General features: G+C 53.8%; 12 protein-coding genes. 3 read left to right on the top strand and 9 right to left on the bottom strand.

Annotated elements, in window-relative coordinates; translation table 11 throughout:
- Positions 1-95: 95 nt before the first annotated feature.
- The 5 genes from LY284_RS28810 to LY284_RS28790 all read right to left on the bottom strand — a co-directional run bounded on the left by LY284_RS28810 (position 96) and on the right by LY284_RS28790 (position 5,208).
- A complete protein-coding gene (locus LY284_RS28810; RefSeq protein ID WP_008348847.1) occupies positions 96-1,184 on the bottom strand; it encodes a Gfo/Idh/MocA family protein in 1,089 nt (362 codons plus the stop codon).
- Between the two features lie 23 nt (positions 1,185-1,207).
- Positions 1,208-2,203, bottom strand: coding sequence for an inositol 2-dehydrogenase (gene iolG / locus LY284_RS28805; RefSeq protein ID WP_233389600.1), 996 nt, complete (start codon positions 2,201-2,203; stop codon positions 1,208-1,210).
- A gap of 26 nt (positions 2,204-2,229) precedes the next feature.
- Complete coding sequence (locus LY284_RS28800; RefSeq protein WP_008348851.1) at positions 2,230-3,105, bottom strand: sugar phosphate isomerase/epimerase; 876 nt, start codon at positions 3,103-3,105, stop codon at positions 2,230-2,232.
- Positions 3,106-3,184: 79 nt separating this feature from the next.
- Entirely contained in the window at positions 3,185-4,105 is a 921-nt protein-coding gene (locus LY284_RS28795) for an intradiol ring-cleavage dioxygenase (protein WP_008348853.1), read from the bottom strand.
- 188 nt (positions 4,106-4,293) lie between these two features.
- Positions 4,294-5,208 carry a LysR family transcriptional regulator gene (locus tag LY284_RS28790; RefSeq protein ID WP_008348855.1) on the bottom strand — a complete coding sequence of 305 codons (915 nt, stop codon included), beginning with the start codon at positions 5,206-5,208 and terminating at the stop codon, positions 4,294-4,296.
- A gap of 266 nt (positions 5,209-5,474) precedes the next feature.
- Between LY284_RS28790 and LY284_RS28785 the strand changes: the two genes are divergently transcribed.
- Positions 5,475-6,515, top strand: coding sequence for a LacI family DNA-binding transcriptional regulator (locus LY284_RS28785; RefSeq protein ID WP_008348857.1), 1,041 nt, complete (start codon positions 5,475-5,477; stop codon positions 6,513-6,515).
- 1,281 nt (positions 6,516-7,796) lie between these two features.
- The gene (locus LY284_RS28780) at positions 7,797-8,897 is read left to right on the top strand and encodes a hypothetical protein (RefSeq protein ID WP_233389598.1); all 1,101 of its coding nucleotides are present in this window, start codon (positions 7,797-7,799) and stop codon (positions 8,895-8,897) included.
- A 552-nt stretch (positions 8,898-9,449) separates the two neighbouring features.
- On the opposite strand, the gene LY284_RS28775 is transcribed toward LY284_RS28780, so the two are convergent.
- From LY284_RS28775 to ribA, 4 genes are all read right to left on the bottom strand, one after another.
- A complete protein-coding gene (locus tag LY284_RS28775) occupies positions 9,450-9,920 on the bottom strand; it encodes a toll/interleukin-1 receptor domain-containing protein (protein WP_233389597.1) in 471 nt (156 codons plus the stop codon).
- A gap of 609 nt (positions 9,921-10,529) precedes the next feature.
- On the bottom strand, positions 10,530-10,760 hold the full coding sequence (locus LY284_RS28770) for a DUF4148 domain-containing protein (RefSeq protein ID WP_008348865.1): 231 nt from the start codon (positions 10,758-10,760) through the stop codon (positions 10,530-10,532).
- Positions 10,761-10,984: 224 nt separating this feature from the next.
- Positions 10,985-11,287: a DUF4148 domain-containing protein gene (locus LY284_RS28765; RefSeq protein WP_008348867.1), complete on the bottom strand. Its 303-nt coding sequence runs from the start codon at positions 11,285-11,287 to the stop codon at positions 10,985-10,987.
- 471 nt (positions 11,288-11,758) lie between these two features.
- Positions 11,759-12,391, bottom strand: coding sequence for a GTP cyclohydrolase II (ribA, locus tag LY284_RS28760; protein WP_051079020.1), 633 nt, complete (start codon positions 12,389-12,391; stop codon positions 11,759-11,761).
- An 813-nt stretch (positions 12,392-13,204) separates the two neighbouring features.
- On the opposite strand from ribA, the gene LY284_RS28755 reads away from it, so the two are divergent.
- Positions 13,205-13,348: a hypothetical protein gene (locus tag LY284_RS28755; protein WP_233389595.1), complete on the top strand. Its 144-nt coding sequence runs from the start codon at positions 13,205-13,207 to the stop codon at positions 13,346-13,348.
- Positions 13,349-13,397: the final 49 nt, after the last annotated feature.

Raw genomic sequence — 13,397 nt, 5'->3', positions numbered from 1 at the left:
TCTGTCTCCTGATTAGGATTACATACTGAATGGCCGGCTTTCTTCCGACCTTGAATTGGTCGTTGATGCCGATTCTGGCATCAACGACTTTGTTGTTATTCGAGGAAGATTTCCGTGCCTGCCTTCTTTGAGGATTCGAACATCGCTTCAAGAAGGCGGTTAATGTTGTATGCCTGAGTTGCAGACACGACCGACGGGGTGCCGTTGCGAAGCGCATCGAAGAACGCGTTTCCTTCACGGTCGAAGTAAATCGGATTTCCGATTTCAGCGATTTCGGGCGAATACACGGTCTTCTTCGTTGCCCAGATTTCGGGGAAGCTCGTCTCGCTCCATTCCGTCCACCCCTTCGGGTGAGCGCCATTTCCTGCATCGTAAAGCTTGTAGCTGGACGGGAGCGAGCGCGCCGACATCACGCCATCGGTTCCGTAGACTGTAAAATCCCAAGTTTCCGTCCAAGGCAAGACATCCCATGACATGAAATCAAGGGTGACGATTTTGTCTTCATAGTTTAGAACTGCGCCGGCTGCGTCTTCGCGCGACTCGTCACCGTGAAAGTCCGGAAACTTGGTAATTCGAGCGTTCACCGACTTAGGCATGCCGAAATGAAGAAGAATGCGGTCAATGGTGTGGCATCCGATGACGAAGACAGCACCGCCGATGTCACCAGGCTGCGTCATATGAGCCGTCCCAGCCTCGTTATGTGAACATCCCGCGTGCGCTCGTACCTGAACCACGCGGCCGAGACGGCCGCTGTGAATCGCCTCTTGCATTGCGTCGATTGACGGTGCGAACCGCCAGCAATATCCGACTTGAACCAGTCCGCCCGTGCGCTCGACGGCGTCAACGATGCGCTTTGCATCAACCGCGCTGCGGCCAGCCGGCTTTTCGCACAGGACTGCCTTTCCAGCCTCCAGCGCTTCGATGGTAAGGTCCGCCATCTTTTCGCTCTTGGAATGGACCAGCACGACGTGCACGTTGTCGTCGGCTAGGATGTCTTCCTTCGAACGAGTCTCGAGTCCAAGCGCATCCACAAACGGGGCAAGCAATGGACTGCTATCCCACGCACCGAGCATCTTCGCGTCGGAGCGACGTTGAATAGCCTTCACACGGCCCGAGGTATGCGGGTGCGTGATGCCGAGGCAAGCGACGCCAAGGGTCTGGCCAGCTGCAATTTTCTGAGCCATTTCTGTGCTCCTCCAGTTATTGGTTAGACTTTAACTGACCTACACGACATCGCAGATTCAAGAGCGCAGTCAGCAAGCCGCAACGCTTTAAGCCCGTCCGCAACAGAAGTCGGGAACGTAGTGTTCGTTCGCAATGCCTCTACAAAGGCGGTGAGCTCCGTCTTATATGCCGCTTCATAGCGCTCCAGGAAAAAGTTAAGGAGCGGCTCACGGGCATCGGTTGCACTCGCGCTCCAGCGGCGAATCGTGGAGGGTCGCAGATTTTCCTGAAGGAGCATGCCGCGGGAGCCGAACACTTCGAGGCGTTGGTCGTAACCGTAGACGGCCTCGCGACAGCAATTGATGTGGCATTGCTTTCCGCTTTCGGTACGCAGTTGCAGCATGACCGTATCGAAGTCCGGAACTTCCGCGAGGCTTGGTTCCACGAGCCGGCTACCAGTGGCCATCACTTCAATGGGCTCTTCTCCAAGAAACCATCGTGCGAGGTCAAGGTCGTGAATAACCATGTCGCGGAAGATGCCGCCGGAGTGCGTCACATACTCTCGCGGGGGCATACCGGGGTCGCGACTGGTAATGACAACCTGTCGGACATCACCGACTTCCCCATCATCGATGGCTTTCCGGAAGGCCTGCGACGTCGGGTCGAATCGACGATTGAATGCCAGCATCACGCGTCCATCGTGCCGTTCGACCTCCTTGGCTGCCGCGAGCGACTTTTTCATATCCAGGTCGATGGGTTTCTCGCAGAGAACTGCCTTCCCTTTTGAAACCGCATGAAGCATGAACTGGATGTGGGTATCGGTCGGCGTGCCAATGACGACAGCATCGACGTCGTCCCTCTCGATAACAGAGAGACAGTCGGTGGACGCTTCGCAACCGAGCTTCTCCGCCAAAGAGTTGGCTGCGCCTTCGAACGGGTCTGCAACCACGACGAGCTTCGCGTCCGAGTTCGATGCAACGTTCGCTGCGTGAATCTTTCCGATACGGCCTGCTCCGAGAACTGCAATGCGAGTCATCATCGTCTCCTTTTATTGAAATCGGTCGCTTAAACGCTCGCAGTTGTCGTGAACTGCGCCATAGTCGTTTCATACGCACGCGTAGCCATTTCTTCGAGCGGCAACTTGCGGAACGTTTCGGAGATGAGTTCGACGCCGTAGTACGGAACGGCGAAACCAGCTTTCTGAATCGAATCAATGAAAGCGGGACAATCGAGGTCGCCCTCACCACAGAGCTGACGCTGGAACCGTGTGTCTTCGAACAGCGTACCGACCACTTGCGTATTGGCGTCGTCCAGTTCGACACCCGTGATGAATCGTGCGGGAATGGATTCGATATCGCTAAATGGTGCACCGCTGCGCGCCACATGCCAGATATCAAGCATCAGGCCACCATTGGGCCGGTTTGCACTTTCGACGATGGTCCGCGCTTGCTGCAGCGTGCTGATGCTGGAGAAAGGCATGAATTCTAACGAGACGTTCGCGCCCACCTGAGCTACGTCATCACAGAGTCGGCCAAATTCTTCAGCCACGAGTTCTAAGTTGGGGGTGGCTTCGTCGAGATGACTTGCACCAATTTTCAGGTTGCGCATTCCGAGTTGAGAGCCCACTTCGATAAAATCTCGACGGTTACGGTCCGATATCGCGCGCGTCTCGTCCTTTCTATACCAGTCCACAAGAATTTCTAGCTCGAAATACTTCATCCCAGTGTCTTCAAGGATTTTTTTCACGCCATCGACGCCGTACGTTTGAACGCTGTGTTTCAAATCGTCAAGGATGAGACCGATGCCTCTCCATCCGGCGCGGGATGCGGCTTCAGCGCGGTCTCTTAATGGAAATGGGCTTACCTCATTCGGAGCACAGGGGTACACATCGCCGGCAATAGTCCAGTACGCTGCCAGCAGTTCAATGTTCTGGGCGCTCATAATTCTCTCGGGTTTCGAAGGTTGTTGAAGCAATCGGGCAACCCTGACTCCCTTGCATGAAGGGGCGTAGGGGAATTACTCAGACAGAGGATTGCTCGCGCTGTGTAGTGGTCGCGAGGGTAAAGTTCCAGTCCACGGACCAAAACGTTGAAGCAAACCCCAAGCGCATTGCAGCTGCCTCGTCTTCGATTCTTTGGAAGTCGGCGATGAGTTCGCGCTTTACTCCAAACACAGCGTCCTCGCCCAAGTAGGGACAATCGGGAGTGAAAATGTGCGTGATGACTGCGTCGTAATCTGGTGCGGTTACGATGAAATGCAAGTGAGCGGCGCGATTGGGATGACGGCCCAGCGCGCCGAGAAGCTTGCCCACGGGGCCGTCCGACGGAATGGGATAGTGACGAGGCTTGACCGACTTGAACCAGTAACGGCCATCGGAATCGGAGTGGAACACTCCGCGCAGATTGTGGTCGGGTTGAATACCTTTTTGCTGAACATCATAGTAGCCGTCGTCGTTAGTTTGCCAGACCTCGAGCTTCGCGTTCACGATAGGATTGCCTTCAACGTCGGTGACACGACCCTGAACGACCATTGGCTCGCCTTTCGCGTCGAGGCAAATATTTGCTCCGTTCTCGTACTCGGGTGCGCCCTCAACATAGAACGGCCCCAAAATCGTGTTCGGAGTGGCAGCGCTGGGCCTTCGGTGATTGATGGCGTCGACAAGCATGGAGACGCCAAGAATGTCCGACAAGAGGATGTATTCCTGGCGCCAATCTGTACACATCTGACCGGTCTGTGTCAGGAAACGAATCGCGCTGAGCCACTCTTCGTGGGTCGGCTCGACTTCCTTGACGGCCGCGTGCAGGTGTTTGACCAAGACGGCCATCACTTCGCGCAGCCGAGGATTGGCGTCGGAGGTCATGCGTGCGTTAACGACTTCGGCCGATTTAGCCTCATCGAAATACGGAGAAGGCGCATGAACAGATTGCGTTGTCTTGGGCATTACGTGTCTCCATCAATTTTCTTGTGCAGCTTGGATACAAGTCTATATTTGTGGTTTCTGGCAAAACAGAGCTGAAAAGGGAATGTCTTTCGCGATGACTGGGAAAGTCGTACGGCGGGCGAACATAGTGCCCATGTGCCGGCGCCACGCGGTAGTCGGCGCGGCACCAGCACCCTTGCATCGGTCCGTCAGTGCGTCCAGAGCCGTTCGAATTCGTTTTTCGCGAAACGGTCGACGAGAGCGTCGATGAAGAGTCGCACCTTGACCGGCATGTGGGCACGAGTCTGGAAAGCGATGTTCATGGTCAGGCGGGGCAAATCCCACTCGTCAAGCACTGGAACAAGGCGGCCTGCTAACAAGTCGTCGTACACGATGTACTTCGGCTGAACAAGAATGCCCATGCCTTCCATTGCCGCGACTCGAAGGACTTGTCCGTCATTGGACTCAAGAAGGGGTTTGACATTCACGACGATGGTCTGGCCATCACGTTGAAACGAAAGCTCACGAGGGTTATCCGCAAGTCCATAGTTCAGCAGGCGGTGTCTTCCTAGTTCCGCTGGGAACCGCGGCGCCCCGTGTGCCTTTATGTAAGACGGCGCGGCTGCAAGAATTCGTCTCGTGGATGCAAGCCGCTTTATCGTGATGTTGCTGTCAGCTTCCAGCACTTTCGTACGGACAGCAACATCGATACCATTTTCGATGATGTCGTAGTAGCGGTTTGCTGCAATAACCTCGACGGATATCTCCGGGTAGCGCGCTGTGAAATCAAGTAGTAACGGTGCAATGTGCTGAGTGCAAAATGAGAGCGACGCCGTCACTCGCAGTGTTCCGCTAGGGCGCACGGTGGAGTCTTTGACTACCGACTCGGCCTCTATGAGGTCGGCGAGGATGCTCTTGCAACGCCGGTAAAACTCTACGCCTGCTTCGGTGAGAGCAAGGTTTCTAGTCGTACGCCGAACCAGTTGCACGCCAAGCCGCGACTCGAGGGAAATTAGGTAGCGGCTTGCTGCAGAAATCGATAGATCTACTGATTCTGCGGCTTTGCTGATGCTGCCCGATTCGGCGACCTCGACGAAAAGCTGAACTTCTTTGAACTGATCCATGACACGGCAACGGTACGGTTTTTTTTAGCAATTTGTCTCCTTGCGAAAGGAAGCAGGCTGAGGCCTGGACCGGAGGGTACCCGTTCCCGGTTGCCACGTGCGTCGACAAATCACCTCAGAAATCTATCAGATTCGGGCTCAATGGTGCCACGCCCGGCGCTACAGTCGACTGATTTCGTTTGTTATTGAGTCACAGCATAGGCTAAAAGCGAGCACACGAGTTAACATAAACACATCAAAAATCTATCAATTGGAAAAGTGTGAACATGGCTCATCGCTTTCTTATCAAGGAGATAGCGCTCCAGGCCGGCGTCGGTATAGCCACTGTCGACCGAGTCTTAAACGGCCGCGCTAACGTCAGGGAAGGTACGCGAAGGAGAATCGAGCAGGCAATCAAAGAGCTTGAGAAGCAAGAACTGCAATTGGCGACATCCGGCCGAAAGCTTGTCATTGACGTTTTGGTTGAGGCACCGGACCGCTTCGCTAGCGAGATTCAGGAGGCGCTCGAATCCGAACTCCCGAGTTTTCATCCGGCCATATTCAGGCCACGCTTCCACCTTCGGGAGACGATGACGACTGCGGAGGTTGTAGATGCACTTCAATCGATTGCGAAGCGTGGAAGCCACGGCGTCTTCCTGAAGGCACGCGACGTGCCGGAAATTTCACATGCAATCGGTGCGCTCCAGCGTGAGCACATTCCTGTTGTCACCACGTTCACTGACGTTCCGCTGTCCGGCCGAATCGCTTACGCTGGGCTAGACAATCGGGTCGCTGGAGCAACGGCCGCGTATCTCATCGGACAATGGCTCAGAAGATCACCAAGCACGGTGCTGATAACGATGAGTGACGAACGATTTCGCGGCGAGGAAGAACGTGAAATAAGCTTTCGTCGGGCCATCCGCATGCACTATCCCAATCTGGATTTACTTGACGCGAGCGGGGGCCACGGATTGGACATACCGACCGAAGCGAAAATCGAAGAAGCTCTCTCGCGCAATGCCAAGATTGCTGCTGTATATTCGATGGGCGGTGGAAATATGGCAATCCTGCGCGCGTTGGAAGCAGCAAATCAAGTAATCTGTTGCTTTATCGGTCACGATTTGGACCGTGACAACGTACATTTGCTTCGCAAACGAAAAATACACGCTGTGATTTATCACGACCTTCGACAAGACATGCGGTCTGCATGCCAACATGTACTTCACTTTCACAAGCTATTGCCTCCTGCGGCGATTTCGCAACCGTCTTCCGTAGTGGTTGTAACTCCCGAAAACCTCCCTGAGCACATTGCAAGCCGGATGCGGTAGCTGACGGACAGCAGTGAGGCTGTTGAAGTATCCGAAGTAGTCTTGCCTCGAGACGCTAGACGTTTGAGCGCCGGCGTTTTGAAGCCAGCGAGTTTTTGGCGTGTTACCTGAGGCCCCGCGCAGAGCGCGGAAACGGCTACACTGACGCGATGCAGATATTGCAGCGCTATGCCGTTCTATCATCAGGGATGACGTATCTGCGGTATAACCCGCGCATTCGGTTCCGACCGTTGGATTGACCTTCTGCATCAGAGAATGCTCGAAAGTAATCGACGCATACTTTGCTCGCAATCCGTGGGATAGGTGATGCTGAAAGCAGGCGCGACGACTAGCGCGACGCTGATAATTCTTTACGTAAAATAGTGCGTATCACGCACAATGCGAACCGTCGGAAGAATGACCGAAGAAATCTAAACAATTGCGCGCTCTGGATCGACGATCAAACCGGCTATCAGTCTGCTTACAGACTCCATGAGGTAATTCGAATCGTCGAGAAATGAACAAAGAGTTAGGATAACTCTAGCTTCGATGAAGCTGTTTATGACCTCATTTATTGCGTATAAGACCGTTCATCCCCGACGGCGATTCAGTTGGAGCACGTAACAAACAGATGCAACTAAAGTCGAAATCGAGGTTTCCTATCTCGACATTTGTGGGTGGCTGTCGTGCCTTCTAATTCAAACTTACCTGCGAAATAGAGCGACGGAAAATAGTTCGTCTTGACAGCGTTGTTCGAAAAGACTCTGCGCGTTAAAGTTACGAGGCGCGATTCGCACGAAACGACTGACTTCTTCGTCGAATGGCATGAGTTCGGTGTCAACAACGTCAGTATGCAGCCGAGTTCGGCCGAGGCGTGTGAATACGCACTGACCGCCAAAATTGAATTAACGCACTGGGACCGGCTAATTCATTAAGCGATCCGTTGAAGGCGATGGCTGCTTTACGGAATCGTATCGCAAGGCGTCCTCGAGCTGGGAAGACCGGCATCTGTGCGGTACGCCAGCGAAGCTTACGGTAAAAGCATACGGCGACTTTGCAACAATATTCCGTTGTTGGCGCGACAGACAAACTCGGCTTGAGCGATGCCACATTTGGTCGGCGACAGAAAAAAGCTGAGAGGACAGACGCTGTCGCGAATTGTGGGGAAAACCACTATTCGATGTGGGCTAGCTTCGACCGCTCAGATAAACTTCATGTTTGCGGAGGCGCGTACTGGCCAAACATAGAAAGCGTCGCTGCGTGATGTTTACGATCAGAAAATACAACAACGTCGAGGCGTCTATGCGGGTCATCGAATCGTGGAAAAAGCAGGTTTTCAGCGTTTCACTTTGCAGTATGCTTACTTTCGTTTGCTACGCCTGCCATGATAGCTCGGGCGACGCGGCAAACACGGACACAGCTAGCAGCGAACAATCAGCACAACAGGCTCAGCCAGTGCCACCGCCAACAACTGCAGTGCAAGAGCCTCGCTACGTCACAGGTCTTCGGTCTTTGGTAAGAAGCGGCTTGGCCTACGAGCCAGGCTCCTATGCAAAAGGACAAATACGTTCGGGCGATTACGTCTTCGTGAGCAAAAACGGCGGCTACTTTTCTGAAGAGCTTAATGGTCAAATTCTTGACAATCAAAATTTTGCATCGTTCGGCTACGCCTATGTTCATGGACTCGGAGATATCAAAACGGACGGGTATCTCATCGCGACGAGTGCAGTCAAAGAACTAGGTGTAACGAGCGCTTTAGATCTTTATCGCGCAATGACGCGGCAGAGTCAGTACAACTTTTCCGGTGTTTATAAAGGTGGTGTTGACCTTCCTGCAGGCCGCTACGTCCTTCAAAGCGCAGGTAGCGCTTATGTGTCTGTGAATACCGGTCCTCTTGGGAAAGCTGACATTGTCTGGAACGATAACTTCAACGGGAGCAAGTCTGTCGATTTGCAAAACGGGCAGTATCTCGAGGTAGACCGGGCCTCCATCGTGCGTGAACCGTCGGCCGAAAGTCAGTCTACAACGACCGATTCATCGACAACCATAGCCGCCAGTGACGAAACAACGAATTCTCAGGCGTCGCCTGCGCCCGATTCACAAGTAAATGTGAACGCCAACACCTTTGAAACCAGTTTCGACTGCAATGCTGCAAAGTCCATCCCAGAGTATCTAATCTGTCACGATGCGGACTTGGCAAGTTCCGACCGACAACTGGCGACGTCGGTTCAGCAGGCAAGGGATGCCGCAACTGATAAAGCGCTGTTTGTGGCGCGAATCAAAAAACAGTGGAACTACCGCGAACGACATTGTCGCGATAAGGCGTGCTTACAAGAGTGGTTTAGCTATCAAGAAGGTGTGATGCAAAGAATTGCTCAAAGCGGAGATCCGAGCGTTCAGTGATAAAGCGCTGGTGTGGCCCGACGTCTGGTAGCTTACATCCCGTACCGCGTCTCGGACTCTCATAGTTGAGATCAGGATCCCGTACGCCTCGGTGTATACATGACGAAATCACTGCACTAAGGCACGCCGGCCACTGGAGCCAAACCTGAATAGAGCACGAAGCAGCTATCGCAACCGGCGAAGTCAACCGCGAAGACCAAGCGGTACTTCATGCTCCGTGTCGGTAGCCTGTATCGGGGTGGTTGCATCTACGTTTAAGAGCGGATGTCCGCATGGCACGCCTAGTAGAGCTCGCAGATCGTTGTGTACAACCTATGACGCGAGGACGCTTGGTCGCAAGAGCACTACTTGGCGGGGTTCTTGACTAGGATTGTTGGTTCATTGTCCTCAGGAACTCCAGCATTCTTTCTTCGTCGCTGTGAAGTAGCGATCACCAACTTGAGCGCTCGTGTTGCAAGCCCAAACTGGCAATGCCTCGAGGCCGGAGTCCAGAAGCGCACAAGCGTTGAAGTCAAACAGTCTTCCGACTCGTGCGTCCCGAAAGACTGTCCGCTAGCCCCAGATTTCGACCAGTTCGGCAATCTTCGTCGCCACCATCGCCATCGAATCTTCAGTGGTGTCTAGGCCAGTTCTGGAAGCAAGCATCGGGCTAACATTGCGGAGATCCGAATACGTTGTCTGATGCACGATAGGCACGAGTCGGTTGCCCGCCAGCAGCGCGGAAAGCTCCTTGTCGGCAACACCCTCTTGCGGGAGGCGGCGCAACAGATTCGGAGTAACGAGAACAAGCCCAATCCGCGAATTTGCCAACCCCTTGTCAATCGCACGCATCATCGGCACGCCCAGTCCAAGATCCCTCTCGCTGAACCAGACCTTCACACCAGCAGCTACAAGAGATTCGTATAGTTCTTTAGCTGCCCCCTGACGGTCGTCCCACGCGTGACACAAAAAGCAATCGCGAAGATCAGGTTGCGCCGCCGCCGATCTCTCGACGGATTCGCGAATCGGCGTGAGCGACTGCACTTGCGATGGAGTGTACGACACGGAAGAACTTGGTCGCGACCAGCGTGGCCTTGCTCCGCCACTGGACCGACTGCTGCCCCCGCTGTAGCCGCTTCCGCTGCTGCTTGATGCGGAATAAGGCGAATAACCACCGCCGTAGCGGTAGCTACGGCTGCTGCATGCAGGACATGCCGCTGCAGCCGCTGCCGAGTTGTGTCCACGTACCGGTGCCGTGCATCTTGTCATAGCCATGCTACCTATTTAAGCGCGACCGGATTGACATTGATGCAGTTGTCTAGCGGTCGCAGGTTTTTTTGACATCAATCCGAAGACTGTCTTCGAGTAAGAGACTGAGTTGTCAATTAGCGTCTCCCTCGCTTCCCTTTACTTGGTTCAGTTCAGGACGTACTTTTTCGCTCGTCACTGACAAAGAAAAAAACCCAGCGCTGCTGCACTGGGCAAACCATCGGCCTAGCCGGTGGCGGAGGAGCCGAAAAGCAAACTGGCCGCCTATCGATTTCGACAGCGGCCAGACATTGCGTTTGAGGTCCGAGCCTCTCGTCAGTCGACAGAGCCTACGCGGACCCGTGTGACGCTATCGCAATGAAACACATCGACACAGGTGGGGGCTTAGTTAGCGACTCCGCCATAGCCCTGGTCGTTCTGTGCTGCTACCTTTGCATTGGCGGCTTGGATGTCAGCGGGATAAAGTGCGTGGTCAGCGGCGGGTTTGTAGCCAGCTTTTTCAGCTTGAATCAGTTGCGCCTTCACTTCTGCACGGGTCAGCGGTTGGCTGGTTTCTGCGAAAGAAACAGCGGGAATTGCGAGTGCAGCGGCGACGAGAATGGTTGCGAGTTTCATGACCTACCTCCGGGCATTGTTTTCCGCAAACACCTCTGTTTGCGTTCGAGTGAGCCCAGTGTAAGCAAAACTGTCTTCAGGGTTAACCAGCAAATGCACAAAGGACTGTTGTCTGCCGAGGGATAAAAGTTTCTCCAGTACGTTGTCCGACGATGAGGTACCGCTTACACCGCTGCGCGTCCTATGGGAGCCTTTCTTTAACAAACGAAAGGCTCCTACCGGCCTCACTGACCCTTGGCAGCGTTGGCGTCGATTTTCTTCTGCGCGTTCTGAAGATTTTGCGGATAAGTAGCATTGTCTCGCGAGGCAGGATTGTAGCCAGCGTCCTCCAGCTTCTTGAGCTCTGCGTTTTTCTTGGCCCGCGCCTGTTTTCGCGCAGCTTTTTTCTGCTCCTTCGTCATTGGCGCAGACTGCTCAGGGTTCGTCGCAGTCGAGCCTGTATCCTGTGCATACGTCAGGGGCCCGGCAATTGTGCCTAGCACCGCGATAGACAGCGAAAGACTGATAATCGTTGATTTAATTCTCATGTCGACCCTCACCTATCAGTTGATACAGAAGCAAACGCCTGTGTCCTGACGACACTCCAGTGCAAACGCATCGTCTGACCTACAGGATCCATGTGTCCAATCGCGAGCATCCTCAAGCTACTACTAAGTCGTAGTTCGCACATAAGTCGCGCGCGTCACGATTTCCGGCGTAACAACAAAAAAGACGCTCCTAGCAATGCCTGTCAAAGGCGCTTGCCGACGCATCCGCGACTAATTGGTCACAACGTTTGCGCCTTCGGCGGGAACCGCTTAGAACGCAAAAACCGTCGAGGCACATCTTACTTGCACGCATCAATGCCAATCCGACGTCATGAATTTTGTGCAACTTACAATTGCATGAAAATCAACTGGAACCGGGTGCTCTCCTTGATACGTCACCCAAACCATCTAAGTCTCCACCGATTCTCTGCGTCGCCGCTGTGAGCTCCGTGCAAGGCCGATGACTGGCGACTATTCGTTCTCGTCGAAATAGTGCCCAAACCGCACTTGCTTGGTCTTAACATAACGCTCATTTTCTTCACGCGTCGGGATCGCTAGCGCGACGCGTTCACAAACGGGGATACCATGCTTGCGTAGGCTCTCGAACTTTGTGGGGTTGTTGCTCATCAACCGCACCGATCTTACGTTCAAGGTTCGCAGGATGGCCGCCGCGGAACTGTATTCACGAGAGTCTTCAGGCAAGCCTAGGTGAAGATTTGCGTCCACCGTATCGAGACCTTGTTCTTGGAGCGCATACGCGCGAATCTTGTTCGCTAATCCGATACCCCGCCCCTCGTGCCCTCTTAGGTAAAGGAGGACACCACAATTCTCGGCTGCAATATATCGCAACGCCAGATCCAACTGCTCCCCACAGTCACACCGATACGAACCGAATACGTCACCAGTTACACACTCCGAGTGCAGCCGCGTCAGCACGGAGTGTCCGCTGTCAACTACACCCCTCACAAACGCGATATGCTCAACTTCCGTATGTTTCACCCGATAGACGTAGGATTGGAACGTTCCATATCGGGTGGGGACGGCTGCTGTTGCAGCCAGTTCAGCGTCCGCTCCCTCATCGCACTCCCCAAAGTCCGACTGCATATACTGTGTTTTTTGCGGAAGCGATGCGACCTTCATAGTCATTCTATTGTCGATATTGATGTGAGCGTCGTGCCTACGGGACCCGTACGGTCGGTCATGCTGACGATTGCGAAAGTTCAACGATTCTCGCACGTGACTGCAATTTTTCCCATGTTGGGCAGGACCTCAAGGTAGCGCGTCACGAACATGGCATTGTCCAGCAATGGAAAGCGCAGAAAATTCGTGTCGTACGCTTCCGTAATACTGATCGAAAAATGAGGCTGTATGACGTGCGGATGCGGCCAAAACCCCAAGCTAGTGCGCTGGCTCTCCTCTCAAAGAATACACATGGACGCCAGCATGTCTCTATCAGCATACGGTGGCGCGCAAGCCTGAGTTCACAAGTATTGAGGCGGGGAGCGCCAACGTGTGGGGAGCCACACAGCCGCCACTAGTTTGCTGATACCAATCAGGCTTTTGTGCCTTTGAACAGACATCCGCGCTGCTATCGATAACTGGCGCTCGAAAGAAAACAAAAAAGCCCTGTCTACGACTACCGAACAGGGCAAGGCCTTAACGGCCGGAGTCAATCAAGCCTACCATCTCAACGCCGCGAGACTATCTGAAGATCTTTTGTGAGACTCAAGGCGATTACGTCACGGTCATGTCACAGTATATTGTCAAGGTCCAGCGCGTATGATTACTAGATACAGCACGAGCGACGGTGAACTACAAGAAGCCGCGCCGAATAGTTGGATCCTCAATGATGCCGCCTAAGCTACCAGCGTGCGATTGCTTTACACATACCTGAGTTGCTAGTGGAGAAGCGAAAAGATGAAAACAAAGTTTAGCTACTATCTGGCAAGCTTCGCTTTTGTTCTTTTGGGCGCGGTCGCATTTGGCGCGGTCGCTTATGCACTTCTTAAGGGTGTTCTTGTCGTGATGCTCGCGCTTCACGGCAAACTCGAGGTACGTTGAGCAGATGCAGTGCCTATTGGCAATGCAGGGCGAACCTAACATACACGAC

This window comes from Caballeronia sp. PC1 (genome assembly GCF_021353155.1).
Classification (GTDB): domain Bacteria; phylum Pseudomonadota; class Gammaproteobacteria; order Burkholderiales; family Burkholderiaceae; genus Caballeronia; species Caballeronia cordobensis.
This window is presented reverse-complemented; position numbering and strand designations above follow the sequence as displayed.